Annotated in this window: 12 protein-coding genes; 5 read left to right on the forward strand and 7 right to left on the reverse strand. The window is 67.0% G+C overall.

Features of this window, described 5'->3' with window-relative positions; all coding sequences use genetic code 11:
- Nucleotides 1–39 precede the first annotated feature (39 nt).
- From HWN72_RS25555 to HWN72_RS25565, 3 genes are all read right to left on the reverse strand, one after another.
- Nucleotides 40–981, reverse strand: coding sequence for a sugar kinase (locus HWN72_RS25555; protein ID WP_309141590.1), 942 nt, complete (start codon nucleotides 979–981; stop codon nucleotides 40–42).
- Nucleotides 969–2,177 (reverse strand): D-mannonate dehydratase ManD, encoded by a 1,209-nt coding sequence (gene manD / locus HWN72_RS25560; protein ID WP_211151697.1) that lies wholly within the window; start codon nucleotides 2,175–2,177, stop codon nucleotides 969–971. Before manD ends, HWN72_RS25555 begins: the two co-directional genes overlap by 13 nt.
- Nucleotides 2,178–2,481: 304 nt before the next feature.
- A complete protein-coding gene (locus HWN72_RS25565; protein WP_036526514.1) occupies nucleotides 2,482–3,375 on the reverse strand; it encodes a helix-turn-helix domain-containing protein in 894 nt (297 codons plus the stop codon).
- Between the two features lie 149 nt (nucleotides 3,376–3,524).
- Here HWN72_RS25565 and pobA point away from each other — a divergent pair, with 149 nt between their 5' ends.
- Genes pobA through pcaD form a run of 5 tightly spaced genes read left to right on the forward strand, consistent with a single transcriptional unit; the run spans nucleotide 3,525 to nucleotide 8,473 of the window.
- On the forward strand, nucleotides 3,525–4,706 hold the full coding sequence (gene pobA / locus HWN72_RS25570; protein ID WP_008833443.1) for a 4-hydroxybenzoate 3-monooxygenase: 1,182 nt from the start codon (nucleotides 3,525–3,527) through the stop codon (nucleotides 4,704–4,706).
- Nucleotides 4,707–4,748: 42 nt separating this feature from the next.
- Nucleotides 4,749–5,465 carry a protocatechuate 3,4-dioxygenase subunit beta gene (gene pcaH / locus HWN72_RS25575; protein ID WP_008833444.1) on the forward strand — a complete coding sequence of 239 codons (717 nt, stop codon included), beginning with the start codon at nucleotides 4,749–4,751 and terminating at the stop codon, nucleotides 5,463–5,465.
- Entirely contained in the window at nucleotides 5,455–6,150 is a 696-nt protein-coding gene (gene pcaG, locus HWN72_RS25580; protein ID WP_211151698.1) for a protocatechuate 3,4-dioxygenase subunit alpha, read from the forward strand. The genes pcaH and pcaG overlap by 11 nt, the downstream gene beginning before the upstream one ends.
- Entirely contained in the window at nucleotides 6,147–7,292 is a 1,146-nt protein-coding gene (locus tag HWN72_RS25585) for a lyase family protein (RefSeq protein ID WP_211151699.1), read from the forward strand. The genes pcaG and HWN72_RS25585 overlap by 4 nt, the downstream gene beginning before the upstream one ends.
- 2 nt (nucleotides 7,293–7,294) lie before the next feature.
- The gene (gene pcaD, locus HWN72_RS25590; RefSeq protein WP_036526518.1) at nucleotides 7,295–8,473 is read left to right on the forward strand and encodes a 3-oxoadipate enol-lactonase; all 1,179 of its coding nucleotides are present in this window, start codon (nucleotides 7,295–7,297) and stop codon (nucleotides 8,471–8,473) included.
- 369 nt (nucleotides 8,474–8,842) lie between these two features.
- Here pcaD and HWN72_RS25595 read toward each other — a convergent pair whose 3' ends face one another.
- From HWN72_RS25595 to HWN72_RS25610, 4 genes are all read right to left on the reverse strand, one after another.
- Nucleotides 8,843–11,611, reverse strand: coding sequence for a bifunctional aconitate hydratase 2/2-methylisocitrate dehydratase (locus tag HWN72_RS25595; RefSeq protein ID WP_036526519.1), 2,769 nt, complete (start codon nucleotides 11,609–11,611; stop codon nucleotides 8,843–8,845).
- A gap of 229 nt (nucleotides 11,612–11,840) precedes the next feature.
- Nucleotides 11,841–12,080: a hypothetical protein gene (locus HWN72_RS25600; RefSeq protein WP_036526522.1), complete on the reverse strand. Its 240-nt coding sequence runs from the start codon at nucleotides 12,078–12,080 to the stop codon at nucleotides 11,841–11,843.
- Nucleotides 12,081–12,193: 113 nt separating this feature from the next.
- Nucleotides 12,194–14,995 (reverse strand): TonB-dependent receptor, encoded by a 2,802-nt coding sequence (locus HWN72_RS25605; protein WP_248006340.1) that lies wholly within the window; start codon nucleotides 14,993–14,995, stop codon nucleotides 12,194–12,196.
- A gap of 76 nt (nucleotides 14,996–15,071) precedes the next feature.
- Nucleotides 15,072–16,121 carry a tyrosine-protein phosphatase gene (locus HWN72_RS25610; RefSeq protein WP_036526524.1) on the reverse strand — a complete coding sequence of 350 codons (1,050 nt, stop codon included), beginning with the start codon at nucleotides 16,119–16,121 and terminating at the stop codon, nucleotides 15,072–15,074.
- Nucleotides 16,122–16,301 lie beyond the last annotated feature (180 nt).

Below are 16,301 nucleotides of genomic sequence, written 5' to 3' on the forward strand. Positions count from 1 at the left end.
CCGATGAATGTCACAAGCCGCGGGCGCCCGCAACATGTCTTACCAATTTTCCGGTGCGATATAGGGCGCTGCCGGGTCCCGCGGGGGGATCGCGCCGCGTCGCATGACGTTCCAGCCTGCCATCCGGTGCCCGGCGAGTGCCGCCTCCGCAACCGGAACGCCCCGCATGCGAGCATCGAGGTAGCCGCCGTTGAAGGCGTCTCCGGCGCCGCTGGTATCGACCGGGCTCAGGGCGTTCGGCACCGGGCAAACCGTTGCGTCGGGCAGGAGGCAGCCTTGCGCGCCCAGCTTGACGACGACCTCGCCGCAACCGAGCCGCCGCCAGTGCGCAGCGACCGCCTGCGGCGAGGTTGCGCCGTCCAGCAGCGCCTCGTCCTCGAAAGTCGGCAGGCCGATGTCGGCAAGGCCGATCGCCTCGTCACGCATGCGCGCCGCTGCCTCGGGAGATTCCCATAAGCGCGGGCGGTAGTTGCCGTCGAAGGCAACCAGACCGCCGCAATTGCGCACCCGCCCGGCCAGGGCGAGCAGGTCCCGCCGCCCCTGCGGCGGCAGGATCGCCAGCGAGATCAGCGAAAAGCACAGAAGATTGGCTGTTTCGGCAACGTCCATCGCGGCATCAACGGCTTCCAGTTCGAACAGCGCCCGCGCCGCGCTGGTTTCCCGCCAGTAAGTGAAACTGCGCTCGCCCGCAGGGTCGGTGGTGATGGCGTAGAGCCCGGCCTGCCGCGAGGGATGCGTCAGGACGAGACCGCAATCGACCCCCTCCGCCGTCCATGCCGTGCGCAGTCCATTGCTGAAGGCATCCGTGCCCAGCGCGGTCATGTAGGCGACGTCATGCCCGGCGCGGGCGAGATGAATGGCGGTGTTCAGCGTATCGCCGCCAAACCCCACGCCCCATGCTCCCGCCGAGCCGGACAGTTCCACCATCGCCTCTCCGAGGCAGACGATCCTTGCCACGCTGCCGGCTCTTACCAGTTCCACATCGTCCCGTCCTCGAGCCGGGCGACCGGCAGGTAGGCGGGCTTGTAGGGGTATTTCGCCGCCAGTTCCTCGTCGATGTCGACGCCGTGGCCGGGGGTCTCGCCGCAGAACAGCTCGCCCGCCGCGAAGCGATAGTCGTGCGGGAAGACCGCGTCGGTTTCCTCGGTGTGGCGCATGTATTCCTGGATGCCGAAGTTCGGAACCCAGGTGTCGAAGTGCAGCGCCGTGCCCATCGTCACCGGCGAGAGGTCGGTCGCGCCGTGACTGCCGGTGCGAATTTGGTAGAGCGCGGCAAGATCAGCGATGCGGCGCAGGTGCGTGACGCCGCCCGCGCTGACGATCGTGCAGCGGATGTAGTCGATCAGCTGGTTCTGGATGAGGTCCTTGGCGTCCCAGATCGTGTTGAAAATCTCGCCCACCGCCAGCGGCGTCACCGTATGCTGGCGGATCAGCCTGAACGCCTCCTGGTTCTCGGCCGGGGTCACGTCCTCCAGCCAGAACAGCTGGTACGGCTCCAGCATCTTGCCGAGGTTCGCGGCTTCCTGCGGGGTGTAACGGTGGTGACCGTCATGCAGCAGGTGATGGTCGAAGCCGTACGTCTCGCGCAGCTTCTCGAACAGCTTGGGCACGTAGTTCAGCGCCTTGCGCGTGTCCCAGCCGGTGACCGACGGAAGCGCGGCGTCGGCCGGCTCGTAGAACAGCTTGCCGCGCCCGACGCCGTAGGCATCCTTGATGCCCGGCACACCGGTCTGCGCGCGGATCGCCTTGTAGCCGAGATCGATGTACTGGCCGACCGCATCGACCGTCTCGGCAATGTCGGCGCCGTTGGCATGACCGTAGCACATCACGCCGTCGCGGCTGCGGCCGCCGAGCAGCTGATAGAGCGGCATGCCCGCCATCTTGGCCTTGATGTCCCACAAGGCGACGTCGACGGCCGCGATCGCGCGCATCGTCACCGGGCCGCGGCGCCAGTAGGCACCGCGATAGAGATACTGCCAGATGTCCTCGATCCGGCGCGGGTCCATGCCGATGATGCACGGAACCACGTGATCTTCGAGATAGGCGACGACGGCCTTTTCGCGCCCGTTCATGGTGGCGTCGCCGATCCCGTACACGCCCTGATCTGTCGTGATCTTCAGCGTCACGAAATTGCGACCAGGGCAGGTCACGATGACCTTGGCCGAAATGATCTTCACAACGTTCTCCCTTGAGAGCCGGGAGGAGCAACGCCCCCTGACTCGCCTTGCTTCTCTTCCATATTGGCCCTACCTCATCGACGCAATACATCAGATAACTAGCTTGCGTGGAATAATGCCGGGGCGTTAGCCGTCACGCCATGCCCGGCATAAGGAATACCATCAGGCGCTTTTCCTTCGGCCGAAAAATGACCTGACCAATATAAAGGCTTCTTCCGGCTGCAATTCTGAATGCACTCCTCGATCGCTGCACTCGCAATGAAAATCGAGGATCGTAGCGCCGTCATTCCCGCGAAGGCGGCATTCAATCGAGCAGGACCACGGCCCGGGAAGCAAATTTCGTGCGGTAGGCGCGCGGAGACAGGCCGAGCTTGCGCTGGAAGAACCGGCTGAAATAAGCCGGATCCGCGAAGCCGACCGAGAACCCAATCTCCGATATGGACAGGTTCGTGTAGAGCAGCGCCCGCTGCGCCTCCAGCAAGGCCCGCTCGTCGAGCATCTCGCCGGGCGAGCGTCCCGCCACTTTGGCGCAGGCAGCACGCAAGGCGGTCTCGCTCACCCCCAGCGCGGCGGCGTGGCTCGAGATCGGCTCGCGCAGGCGGAACCGCCGCTCGATCCGTTCGCGCAGGCGCGCGACGGTCGAGGCGTGGACACCTGCGCGCGCTCCCGCTGCCGCCGGCGCGTCCATGCTGCGGATGGCGACCACTAGCAGGGAGAGCATCGCCGCGCTGACCGCCGCGCGGTGCCCCACCGAAGCCCAGTTCAACTCGCGCACGAGGTCGGCGACGATCCGGCGCACGTGCTCGACTTCCCCGGCCGCGAAGCCGACCGCCCTTGGCCGCGCGAAGAGGTCGGCGAGGGTTTCGTCAGCAGCGTTGAGGTCGGCGACGTAGCTGCTGCCCACGGTCACGACGAAGCCCTCGCTGTCCTCCAGCCATTCGAAGCCGTGCACGGTCGATGCAGGCACAAGCAGGAAGCCCGGCGCCTCGATCCGCAGCAGGGCGCCGTCCGCCTTCATCGCTCCGCCGCCGGAGAGTAGAACGAAGATGTGGTTCAGCTCGAAATGCGCGTGCGGTTGGATCGTCCATTCGCTGGGGCGTGACCGGTCGACCAGCGCTTCGACGTGGACGAAGTCCTTGTGCACCAGCCTTGGCGCTTCTCCGTAGAGGTAGAAGGAAGGGACCGTATGCTTGCTCAAGAGCGCTTACCTTGCGGGCTGTCGTTTCATCCAAGTAATATGTCGGCGCTGCCATGTCCATCGGGGCCCGCGGGAGTAGGATGGCGGCACAGCACGGAGCTGCAGCGGCCCACGTCAACAAGCCCCTGACAGCTCAGGAGAGGATTTTCATGCGCACCAGCGTTGCCATCATCGGCGCCGGCCCGGCCGGTATGTTTCTCGCACATCTGCTTGCGGCAGAGGGCATCGACGCCATCGTCATCGAGCGGCGGGACCGGGCCTACGTCGAAGGCCGCGTGCGCGCGGGCGTGCTCGAACAGGTCACCACCGACCTGATGCACCGCCTCGGCCTCGGCGAGCGGCTCGATCGCGAGGGCCTCGTCCACGGCGGCACGCAGATCTCGCTCGACGGTTCGCTGTTCCGCATCGACATGGCCGAACTGACCGGCGGCAGCGCGGTGACCGTCTACGGCCAGCAGGAAGTCATGCACGACCTGTTCGAAGCCGCCCCCGCGCGCGGCCTGCGGATCGAATGGAACGCCGAAGACGTCACGCTGGAGGGCCTCGACACGGATGCCCCCGTGGTCCGCTGGCACAAGGACGGCGAGGCGCACGAGTTGCGCTGCGACTTCGTGGCCGGGTGCGACGGCTACCACGGCGTCAGCCGCGCCAGCATCCCCGCCGATGTCCTGCGTACCTTCGAGCGGGTCTATCCCTTCGGCTGGCTCGGTATCCTTGCCGACGTGCCACCCGCCGACCACGAACTGATCTACGCCAACCACGAACGCGGCTTCGCCCTCGCCTCGATGCGCTCGGCCACGCGCAGCCGCTACTACATCCAGTGCGGGCTGGACGAGAGCATCGAAGACTGGCCCGACGAACGCTTCTGGGACGAACTGTGCCTGCGCATCGGCCCCGAGGCGGCGTCGCGCGTGACGCGCGGAGCCAGCTTCGAGAAGTCGATCGCGCCGCTGCGCTCCTTCGTGTCGGAGCCGATGCGCTGGGGCCGCCTGTTCCTTGCCGGGGACGCCGCGCACATCGTCCCGCCGACCGGGGCCAAGGGTATGAACCTCGCGGTTTCCGACGTCATGTTCCTGGGTGAAGCGCTCGTCGAGCACTATCGCGGCGGCAGCCAGGCCGGGCTCGACGGCTACTCCACCCGCGCCCTCGCCCGGGTGTGGAAGGCGGAGCGGTTCTCCTGGTGGTTCACCTCGATAACCCACCGCTTCCCGGAAATGGACGGCTTCGCCCGCCGCATCCAGGCCGCCGAACTCGACTATATCCGCGGCTCGCGCGCCGCCCAGCGCACGCTGGCGGAGAACTACGTCGGGCTGCCGATGGGCACCGCCTGATGACAGCCCCTTCCAATCAACCCCGTTCCGGAGCCATGACCCGTGACTGAAGTTCTGCCCTATGCCCTTGAGGATGCTGGATCGCCGCCATCGCTCGTCCCGGATTACCGCTCGACGGGCCTGCGCAGCCCGTCGCTCGCGCCGCTTCCCCTGCAGCAGACGCTGACCGAGACGACCGGCCCGACCGGCTGCTGGGACCAGCTGATGGGCGGCGCGATGGCCGACCTCACCGCCCAGCACGAGGCGCCGCCGCAAGGCCAGCGCATCGTTGTCTCGGGCCGCGTGCTCGACGATCGGGGGCGGCCGGTGCCCAATACCGTGATGGAGATCTGGCAGGCCAATGCCGCCGGGCGCTACATCCACGGCAAGGACAACTGGGACGCGCCGCTGGACCCCAACTTCACCGGCGCGGGCCGCGTGATCACCGACGATCAGGGCCGCTACAGCTACACCACGATCCGTCCCGGCGCCTATCCCTGGGGCAACCACAAGAATGCATGGCGCCCGGCGCACATCCATCTCTCGCTGCTTGGCCCGGCCTTCTCGACGCGGCTCGTGACGCAGCTCTATTTCCCCGACGATCCGCTGATCGAGATCGACCCGATCGCCAACGCCGTGCCGATGCCCTACCGTAATCGCATGGTCTGCCGTTTCGACATCGCGACGACGGTGCCTAACTGGGCGCTCGGCTACCTGTTCGACGTGGTGCTCAAGGGCCGCGACCAGACCCCGTTCGAGGATGACCACCATGACCACTGATCTCGAAACCCGCAACGCCGCTCCCCGTAGCGACAACCTCGATCCCGCGCTGTTCGGCCAGACCCCCTCGCAGACGGTCGGTCCCTTCTTCCACTACGGTTTGCCGTGGAAGGGCGGCGCGGACCTCGTCGGCGCGTCCGAGATGGGCGCGCGGCCCGAGCTGTTCCCCGAGGCGCACTATATCCTGGGCGTCAGCGCGCCCAAGGACGCGCCCGAGGGCGAGGTGATCGCGCTGGCGGGCTGCGTCTACGACGGCAACGGCGATCCGGTCAGCGACGCGATGATCGAGATCTGGCAGGCTAACGCCGCCGGTCGCTATTGCAGCGCCGACGACCCGCGCGAAGACCTGGCGATCGACCCGAACTTCACCGGGTTCGGCCGCGCATCGACCGACGAGAGCGGCGTCTACCGCTTCCGCACCGTCATGCCCGGCCGCGTTCCGGGACCGGGCATGACGGTGCAGGCGCCGCACATCGCGGTTTCGGTGTTCGGGCGCGGGGTGCTCAAGCGCCTGCCCACCCGCCTCTATTTCGAAGGCGCGGAGGGCAACGAGACCGACCCGGTGCTCGCTCAGGTCCCCGAGGAGCGCCGCGACACCCTGATCGCCCGCCGCCGCGAGGACGGGACGTGGTGGTTCGACATCGTCATTCAGGGCGAGCGGGAAACGGTGTTCTTCGACCTGTGAGCGGCCTCATCGCCCAGCGCGCCGCCGCCACGGCATCGATGCTCGCCGTCCATGACGACGCGGCGGTTATCGCCCATGCCCTCGCCTTCGAAAGCGCTTTGGCGACGGCGCAGGCGGTCGAAGGCGTGATCCCTGCCGGGGCCGCGCAGGCCATCGCGGCGGCCTGCGCCGCGCTGGAGATCGACCCGGCGGCGCTGGCCGAAGAGGCCGCGCTTGCCGGAACCCTCGCGATCCCGCTGGTGGCGCGCCTGCGCGCGGCGCTCCCCCCTGACGTGGCCCCGCTGGCGCACAAGGGCGCGACCAGCCAGGACGTGGCCGATACCGTGATGATGCGGCAGGTCGTCGCCGCGCATGCGCTGCTGCAGGCCGACGCCACGCGCATCGATGCCGCACTGGCGGCGCTGGCGCAGGCCGAGGCGGAGCGCCCGGCGATCGGCCGCACTTTGCTGCAGGACGCTTTGCCGATCGGCTTCGGCCTGCGCATCGCCCACTGGCGCGCCGGGATCGTCGAGGCCGCCACGCGCCTTTCCGCCGAGATCGCCGCGCATGCCTGCGTGCAGTTGGGCGGAGCCGCCGGAACCCGTGCCGGTATGGACGGCAAGGGCGAAGCGGTCGCGCGCCGCATGGCCGCCCAGCTCGGCCTGACGCCGTCGCCGCCGTGGCACGGGCGGCGCGGCGGGGTGGCCGCCATCGCCGCTTCGCTCGGCATCCTGATCGGCGCGGCGGGCAAGATGGCGCGCGACGTCGCCCTGCTCGCCCAGAACGGCGTGGGCGAAGCGCGCGAGCCCGCCATTCCCGGGCGCGGCGGCTCATCCGCCATGGCCCACAAGCGCAATCCCACCGGCTGCCAGGTCGCCCTTGCCGCCGCCACCCGTGCGCCCGGCCTCGTCGCCGGCGTGCTGGGCGGCTTGCCGCAGGAGGAAGAGCGCGGCCTCGGCGGATGGCAGGCCGAAGCGCCCGCCCTCGCCGAACTGTTCTGCCTCGCCTCAGGCAGCCTCGATGCGCTGGCCGTGGTCGCCGAGGGGCTGGAAATCGACGCAGGCGCCATCGCCCGCAACCTCGACGCGGCCGGACCCGGCCGCGACATCGGCGAGAGCGCGGGCATCACCGCCGCGCTGCTGAAGATCGAACGGAAAGGATAGACATGCCCTTCGCAATGCATGACGGGCTCCGGCTCTACTGGAAGCTGGACGGCCGCGCCGACGCCCCCGCGCTGGTGCTGCTCAATTCCATCGGCACCGACATGGGCCTGTGGGACACCGCGCTGCCCGCGCTGCTCCCGCATTTTCGCGTGCTACGCATCGACACCCGGGGCCACGGCGCCTCGGACGCGCCCGATGGCGACTATACGCTGGCCGGGCTGGCGGCCGACGTCGCCGCGGTGATGGACGCGGCGGGCATCGCGCGCGCGGCCATCGCCGGTGTCTCGCTGGGCGGGATGATCGCCATGCAGATGGCGCTCGACGCCCCGGACCGCGTGGAGGCGCTGGCGCTCGTGTGCACCTCGGCGCACATGGACGCGGCCTCGTGGAACACCCGGGTGGAGACCGTGCGCGCGCAGGGCACGCAGGCCATCGCCGAACTCGCGATGGGGCGCTTCCTCTCGCCCGGCTTCGTGCGCAGCCATCCCGCGGTTGCGCAGGGCCTGCGCGCGAACCTCGTCGCCATGGCGGACGCGGGCTATGCGGGCTGCGGCGCGGCGATCCGCGACATGGAACTGGCGGAGCGCCTGCCCGCCATCGCCGTGCCGACACTGATCGTCGCGGGCGACCGGGACACCTCCACCCCCTTCACCGGCCACGGCGAGCATCTGGCAAGCGCGATCCCCGGCGCCGAGGTGGTACATCTGGATTCCTCGCACCTCCCGCCGATCGAGAGCCCGGCCGCGCTGGGCGCCGCGCTCATTCGCTTCCTGACCGACACCGCCGAAGCCGACACCGCCGCCCAGTCCCTGTTCGAGGCGGGTCTGCTCAACCGTCGCCGCGTGCTGGGCGACGCATGGGTGGACCGCTCGCTGGCCGCGCGCACCTCGTTCAACGCCGAGTTCCAGTCGATGATCACCCGCATCGCCTGGCAGGAAATCTGGAGCCGCCCCGGCCTCGACGACCGCACCCGCCGTCTGATCGTGCTGGCCATCACCGCCAGCCTCGGCCGCTGGGAGGAGTTCGCGCTCCACGTCCGCTCCGGACTGCAGCAGGACGGCTTCACCCGCGAGGAGCTGAAGGAAGTGCTGATGCAGACCGCGATCTATGCTGGCGTGCCCGCCGCCAACACCGCTTTCGCCGAAGCGGGCCGGATCATCGCGGAGATCGACGCAGCCTAGGGTGTAACCCCAGATCGTCATTGCGAGCGCAGCGAAGCAATCCAGAGCTGTTCAGCGCCGCCCTGGATTGCTTCGCTACGCTCGCAATGACGAGGGGTGAGTCCATCCGATGCCATCACAAGCTACCACGATCGTCATCCCCGCGAAGGCGGGGACCCAGCTGATGACGGTCCCACCCGTGAGGGTAGGAGATGGGTTCCCGCCTTCGCGGGAATGACTGTCTCGATCAGCACTCGACGTTTCGGAGCCAACTGTCCCTACGATTACGGCACAAAAAAATGGCGGCGCATGCGAGGTGCATGCGCCGCCATTTTCATAACCAATGCGTCCGGTCCGGCTTGGTCAGCCGGACCTTCGACACTACGCCGATCAAGCCGCCGTCTGGGCCGGGGCGAACTTGGTCAGGTCGATCCCTTCGACGGCCGCCTTGTACTCGTCCGCGCTCGGCGTGCGGCCGAGGATGGTCGAGAGCACGACCACCGGGGTCGAGGCGAGCAGCGATTCGCCCTTCTTGTTCGCGGTGTCCTCGACGACGCGGCCCTGGAACAGACGGGTCGAGGTGGCGAGGACGGTGTCGCCCTTCGATGCCTTCTCCTGGTTGCCCATGCACAGGTTGCAGCCCGGACGCTCGAGATAGAGGATGTTCTCGTATGCGGTGCGGTTGGCGGTCTTCGGGTTGATGTCGTCGAATTCGAAGCCCGAGTACTTCTGGAGGATTTCCCAGTCGCCCTCGGCCTTGAGTTCGTCGACGATGTTGTAGGTCGGCGGGGCGACGACGAGCGGCGCCTTGAATTCGACCTTGCCCTCGGTCTTCTCGATGTTCTTGAGCATCTGGGCGATGATCTTCATGTCGCCCTTGTGCACCATGCACGAGCCGACGAAGCCGAGGTCCACCTTCTTGGTGCCGCCGTAGTACGAGACCGGGCGGATCGTGTCGTGGGTGTAGCGCTTGGAGACGTCCGGGTTGTTGACGTCCGGGTCGGCGATCATCGGTTCATCAATGATGTCGAGGTCCACGACCACCTCGGCGAAGTACTTGGCCGAAGCGTCCGGCGACAGCGCCGGCTTCTCGCCCGAGCGGATCTCGGCGATGCGGGCGTCGGCCTTGGCGATCAGGCCCGCTAGGGTGCCCGTCGCGTTCTCCATGCCCTTGTCGATCATGATCTGGATGCGCGACTTGGCGATTTCCAGCGAGCCTATCAGGGTCTCGTCGTCCGAGATGCAGATCGAGGCCTTGGCCTTCATCTCTGCGGTCCAGTCGGTGAAGGTGAAGGCCTGGTCGGCCAGCAGCGTGCCGATGTGGACTTCGATGATGCGGCCCTGGAACACGTTCTCGCCCGCGCACTGTGCCAGCATCTGCTGCTGAGTGGCGTGGACGACGTCGCGGAAGTCCATGTGGGGCTGCATCTTGCCCTTGAAGGTCACCTTGACCGACTGCGGGATCGGCATGGTCGCCTCACCGGTGGCCAGCGCCAGCGCGACGGTGCCCGAGTCCGCGCCGAAGGCGACGCCCTTCGACATGCGGGTGTGGCTGTCGCCGCCGATGATGATCGCCCAGTCGTCCACGGTGATGTCGTTGAGCACCTTGTGGATCACGTCGGTCATCGCGTGATAGACGCCCTTGGGGTCGCGCGCGGTGATCAGGCCGAAGTTGTTCATGAAGGACATGAGCTTCGGGATGTTCACCTGGGCCTTCTTGTCCCACACCGAAGCGGTGTGGCAGCCCGACTGGTAGGCGCCGTCGACCAGCGGCGAGATGACGGTGGCCGCCATCGCTTCCAGTTCCTGCGCGGTCATCAGGCCGGTGGTGTCCTGCGAACCGACGATGTTCACCTTGACGCGCACGTCCGAACCGGCATGCAGCACCTTGCCCGGGGTGACGCCCACGGCGTTGCGGTTGAAGATCTTCTCAACAGCGGTCAGGCCCTGGCCCTCGACGGTGAGTTCCTTGTTCGGAGCGAACACGGTGGGTGCCTCGACGCCCAGCGTTTCAGCCGCGAAGGTCTGGAGCTTCTTGCCGAAGACGATGGCGTAGGAACTGCCCGCCTTCATGAACTCCATCTTCTGCGGGGTGAACGCAGCGGCGACATCGACCAGTTCGTTGCCGGCCTCGTCGGTCAGCTTCTTGTTCTTGACGTCGATCTTGAGGATCGTGCCGGTCTCGACCGAGAACTTCTCTTCAAGCACCGGGTTGCCGTCGTTGTTGAGGATCGGCTTGCCGTCCTCGCCGATCTGCTTGACCCAGTTCTTGAGGTTGATGCCGATGCCGCCGGTCACGTCCACGGTGGTCGCGAAGATCGGCGAGATGCCGTTGGTGCCCGCGACGACGGGGGCGTAGTTCACGAAGGGAACGTAAGGGCTGGACTGCTTGCCGGTCCACAGCGCCACGTTGTTGACGCCCGACATGCGCGAAGAGCCGACGCCCATCGTGCCCTTCTCGGCGATCATCATCACGCGCTTGCCCGGGTGCGCGGCCTTGAGCGCCACGATCGCCTGCTGGCCTTCGGGCGAGATCATGCACTGGCCGTGCAGTTCGCGGTCCGAACGCGAGTGCGCCTGGTTGCCCGGCGAGAGCAGGTCGGTCGAGATGTCGCCTTCACCGGCGATGAAGGTGACGACTTCGATCTCGTCCTCGACGTCGGGCAGCTTGGTGAAGAATTCGGCCTTGGCGTAGCTTTCCAGCACGCCCTTCGCCACGGCGTTGCCGGCCAGAAGCGCGTCGCGCAGGCGGAACATGTCGGCGTCGTAGAGGAACACCTGGGTCTTGAGCACTTCGCCCGCCTCGGCGGCGATGGCCGCGTCATCGCCGAGCGCGATGTCGAGCAGCACCGAGATCGAAGGACCGCCCTTCATGTGCGAGAGCAGTTCGAGCGCGAAGGCCGGGGTGATTTCGGCGACGGTGGCTTCGCCGAGGATGATCTTCTTGAGGAACGCCGCCTTCGCGCCGGCCGCGCTGGTGGTGCCGGGAAGCGTGTTGTAGATGAAGAACTTGAGAGCGTCGGCGCGGTATTCGCTGCCGGTATCCTCGATGAGGGTGATGATTTCCGCGATGAGCGCGCCGTCGTCGATCGGCTTGGGCGCGAGCCCCTGATTTTTCCTGCTTTCGATTTCGGCGAGGTAATCTAGGTATAGGCTCATCGTGATCCCTACGTCATGGAGTGGGCGGGAGCCACCATGACAGGTATCGTTGACCGGCCTAGTGGCTGATGGCGCCCCGGTACGCCAACAGGGACCGACTGGCAAGGCACTGGATGACGGCAAAAGCGCCGTTTTTTGCATCTGCACAGTACATTTGAAAAGCAGGAGCCCGGTTGAACGGGTCAACCGGGCTCCTGCTCCCTGTCTTCAAGGTCTGTCCGGCCCTCGATCAGGCCGTCGGCGGATAGGGATGATGGCCGAAGACCCACTGCGGCCGGGGCGAACTATTGCTTTCGATCAGAAGGACCTGCGCCTCGCTGCCCTGCATGCCGATCTGGTGCGCGGCGTCGATCGCGCGGTTGAGCGCGGCCTTCTGGCTGGCGAAGACGTCGAGAGCGACCCCGTGCAGGCTGACGGCCCATTCGAGACCACGACGGAAAACATGGAAATCGTTGCGGGACGTGGGCATCCGAGCTTCCTTTCGCATATTTTCGATCGAAACCCAGCCGCGCGACTGCGACGGAATGACGACCTGAGATATTCTCAAGTTATTTGATTGAGAATATCTGTCAAGCCCATGTCTCAGAAGATGCGCCGCAGCGACAGCAGGATCGTGCGGCCCATCGGATCGAGATAATCGCGTTGGTAGGCGTAAGGCGTCGCGCCGGTGTCGTCGGTGACCTTCTGGCGCTGGTTGAAGAGGTTCTCCACCGACAGGCTCACCCGCGTGCCCCGTGCCCAGTCCTTACCCCGGAAGCGGTTCTGGAGATTGGCGAACACACGCAGGTCCACCGTCGCCAGCGAGGCGAAATGCAGGTTGCCCGAGGCCGAGCTGCTGCCGGTGACGTCCGCCGAACTCTGCCAGTTGCCCTCCAGACGCAGGCCGAGGCCGTTGTCGATCAGGCCGAGGCTGCCCTGCACCTTGTGACGCGGCGTGGACGAGCCGGTAATCGTGCCGCCATCAAGCAGATCTATGGTCGGGCTGCCTTCCGTAAGCTGGACGTCCTGACGCAGCACCCAGGTGTGGTAGAGCGAGGCGAGCAGGCGCACGCCGTTGTCGCCGCCACCACCGAAGCCCCTGCCGCCGGGACCACCGGGACCGCGCGGACCACCTCCAAAGCCGCCCGGACCGCCGCCGGGACCTTCTCCCGGGGGAGGCCCCATGCCGTCAGGCGGCGGGCCCATGCCATCGGCCGGCCCCATGCCATCGTCGCCGCGGTCGCCCGGCGGTCGCCCGAAGCCCGGAGCCTCGGCGGCGCGTTCACGCTCGCCGTTGACGGTGATTTCGTTGCCGGTGCCCTCCTCGGGGCCGCGCCCCTCGGCCAGACGCTCCTCGCCGGAGGGCGGTGCAGGCGGTGCCTCTCCGTTCGCTTCGCTTCGGCGGCCCGCCCCCCGCGCGCCCCACGTACCCGCAGGCGGGCGCGGCGGACGCGTAGGCTTGCGCAGCTGCGCCGAAAGGTTGAAGCCCCAGCGCACCTGCTCGCTGCGCTGGCGGTAGACGTTGACCGGCCGCGCATCGACCGACAGCAGGTTGCCGTCCTCGTCGCGCACGAAGCGGTCGGGATAGGCGTCCTCCACCGCCTGCGTCACGCCGCCCAGCGATAGCACCGCGTTGCGGTTGCGGCTGTTGACGTAAGTGGCGCTGAAATTGAGCTTGGGCGTGCTCATCACTTGCGCGTTGAGCCCCAGCTTGAAACTGCGGCGGTCGTCGGCCTTGAGGTTCGGGTTGCCGCCGGTGATCGCGGTCACCAGCACGGTCTGGCCGGTCACGTAGTCGTAGACGCGCTGGTTGCTGGTGGTCACCGTCGGATCGCCGAGGTTGGCGACGCTGGGCGCGCTGCGGTCCTGGTTCATCGCCGCGATCACGGTGATCCCGTCGCGCGGGCGCCAGTTGAGGCCATAGCCGAAAGTCGCAACGCTGCCGTAGTCGGATACTTGCGTCACCCCCGCATTGAGGTTGACGCTGAGCGTCCCGATCGCGCCGAGCACGCCCCTGCTGCGGCTGGTGAGCGGAATGTCGACGCTCAGGCGCGCGCTGCCGTTGGTGCGGTCGGCATCGCCGCTGCTCGCCATGCCGTCCCGCACGCTCGTGGAGGACTGCGCGGTGAAATCGCCCCCCAGCTTCAGGCTGACGCCAAGGTCGCCGGCGGGCAGCGGCAGCACCTTGCCCGAGACGAGCATGCTGGCGCTGCCGGTGTCGGAGTTCGACTTCGCGCGATTGACGATCATGTTCCCCAGCAGCGCGGGCGAAAGCGTGCCATAGGGATCGACGCCCGCGCTTCCCGCATCGAGGGCATCCTGCAGCGTCGTCACGTCATAGCCGTTGTCGGCCCGCGTCTCCGATTCCGAATGTGCGTAGCTGCCGATCACCGAGAGCTTCCAGCGGGTCGAAAGATCGACGTTGACCGTGCCGCCCGCCGAGACACCGCCGGTGTTCACCGCCTTGCGCAGCGGGTCCTGCGAGAGATAGCGGGTGAACGTGTTCTCGGTGCCGTCCGCATAGGGGCTGTCCGCGGGGACCGTCAGCTCCCCGGTCGCCAGCCCGTCGAGCGAGCGGCTGGTCTGGTACGTGCCCTTGACGTTGAACGAGGCGGTGGCGTTCGAACTCAGCTGGTGTGCAAGGCTGGCGCCCAGCGCGTAGCTGCGGGTGGATGCCTGGACGGTGCGGTAGTCGCTCTCGCCCGGAATGGAATCGACAGGGGTGACGGTGCTGTCCGGATCGGCGGTGATGTCGCGGTCACTCTCGCGGATCGCGGCCTGGCTGGTCGCCTTGCCGGTGATGTTGAGGCGGTCGTTGTCGCGGATCTTGGTATAGGTGAAGGCCCCCGTGCCCTGCCCGCCGCCGCCCTCGCCCGACATGCCTCCGCCCAGGTTCACGACCTTGGACTGGAAGCGCCGCTTGAGGATGATGTTCACGACCTTGGACTGCGCGTCGTAGCCGTACTTGATCGCGACTTCCTCGGGCAGGATATCCACGCGCAGCACGGATTCCACCGGCAGGTCGCCGACTTCGTTGACGCCCGAGATGCGCTTGCCGTTGACCAGCACCACCGGCCCGCTCGAGGCATCGCGCCCGGCGATGCTGGTGGTCTGGTCGGCCAGTTCGTCGAGCAGTTCGGCGATGGAATCGACGCCGTAGGAGGCGATCTCGGCCTGACCCAGCTTGTTCTCCGGAGGAATGTCGCCAATCACCGCGCCCGGCAGGGCCTGCCCGGTAACGACGATGTCATCCCCGTCGCCGGAACTCACCTGAGCCGGCGCTCCCCCGCCCGCCTGAGCAGCCTGCTGCTGCGCCTCGGCTCCCTGCGGCGCCATGATCGCGGCGGACGTAAGCAAGGCGCCGAATGCGCGGTGACGGAGCGGGATGCAAGGTGCGGATGCCATGCACTGCGGTTAGGGCGGCGCAGTCACGCCGCCCATCCGCAAATAGTGAGAAATTGTAATCAGCCGTCGCAGGTCATCAGTCCAGCATTGTCTTGCGCAGCTTCGCGAAGTCCGCATCGGTGAAGCCGAGCGTGCGCAAGTAGGCTTCCGAACCGCCGTACTGCTTGTCGAGGTACGTGAAGAACTGCGCCAGATGCGAGGCACCGGAGGGCGTATAGAGCGGCTCCGCCTTGCGCGGTTTTCCGTCCTCGCCCGCAACGTAATACTTCAGGATCGGGTTGTTCGGATAGTCCTTGGGGTCCACCTTGGGCATCTCGAACTGCGTGCGGCGCAGCTCGGTGGAGAGATGGTAGTCCTTCAGGATCGTCTCGCGATCGACGCCGAGCACGTCGTAGAGCAGCGCCGTCGCCATGCCGGTGCGGTCCTGCCCGGCCGAGCAGTGGTAGACCACCGCGCCCTCGTCCGCGATCAGGCGGCGGAACAGCGAGCGGAACTGCGGCGCCAGCATCTTTTCCATGCCCGCATACATGTTCTCGCCGCCGCCCTGGCCCATTTTCGCCATCAGCGGCTTCAGCGAATAGTCGTTGGCGATGAACAGCGCGCCGACCTTATCGTCGAGCTGGTCCGGCGCGATTTCGCGCTCCTCGATCGAGCGCAAGTCGACGACGTTGCCGATGCCTAGCTGTCCGAGCAGCGCATAGTCCGCATCCGTCAGCAGCGGCATCGCGCCCGAGCGGAACGCCTTGTCCCACTTCACCATATGCCCGTCCTTGGTGACGTAGCCACCGACATCGCGGAAGTTGCTGCCCTGCTCCAACGGCAGCACGCGCTCGGCGACGACGTTGCGGCCTTTACCGCCTTTCCCTTCGAGAATCACGTAGCGCCGGTCCGTCGCCGCGATCGGCAGCTTCAGCACGCCGTCCTTGCTGGCGGCGGCAAAGCGCTGGTCGCCCTTGTCCAGCACGGTGTCGGCGCTGATCCACACCGCTACCGGAGCAGTATCGTCGCGCTTCAGTTCCACGGTCGAAGCATCAAGGCGGGTCAGCGTCGCCAGCTCCCGCGCCACGACGGGCGAGCCTGTCAGTAGCAGAGCGGTCAGCAAGACAGTCGCGGTGATCTTTCGCATGGTATTTGTCCCGGTCAGTAATGGAGGAGGACGCCGAACAGGTAGCGCGCGCCGGAAGGCGGAATCTCTTGTGGAACAGCGTGCCGATGCCGACGATGTCTTCCTCGGTCGTGACAGATAGAACGAATGTATGTCCGTTGAATGACACTTTTCCGGCAATACCACAACGGCCGCAACACG

It is taken from the genome of Novosphingobium sp. HR1a (assembly GCF_015594425.1).
GTDB classification, from domain to species: domain Bacteria; phylum Pseudomonadota; class Alphaproteobacteria; order Sphingomonadales; family Sphingomonadaceae; genus Novosphingobium; species Novosphingobium resinovorum_A.

What these genes read in the sequence shown, in the direction of transcription:
- pobA (WP_008833443.1), top strand. Translation starts at nt 3,525, where the DNA reads ATGCGCACCAGCGTTGCCATCATCGGCGCCGGCCCGGCCGGTATGTTT.
- HWN72_RS25610 (WP_036526524.1), bottom strand. Translation starts at nt 16,121, where the DNA reads ATGCGAAAGATCACCGCGACTGTCTTGCTGACCGCTCTGCTACTGACA.
- pcaG (WP_211151698.1), top strand. Translation starts at nt 5,455, where the DNA reads ATGACCACTGATCTCGAAACCCGCAACGCCGCTCCCCGTAGCGACAAC.
- pcaD (WP_036526518.1), top strand. Translation starts at nt 7,295, where the DNA reads ATGCCCTTCGCAATGCATGACGGGCTCCGGCTCTACTGGAAGCTGGAC.
- HWN72_RS25600 (WP_036526522.1), bottom strand. Translation starts at nt 12,080, where the DNA reads ATGCCCACGTCCCGCAACGATTTCCATGTTTTCCGTCGTGGTCTCGAA.
- HWN72_RS25605 (WP_248006340.1), bottom strand. Translation starts at nt 14,995, where the DNA reads ATGGCATCCGCACCTTGCATCCCGCTCCGTCACCGCGCATTCGGCGCC.
- HWN72_RS25595 (WP_036526519.1), bottom strand. Translation starts at nt 11,611, where the DNA reads ATGAGCCTATACCTAGATTACCTCGCCGAAATCGAAAGCAGGAAAAAT.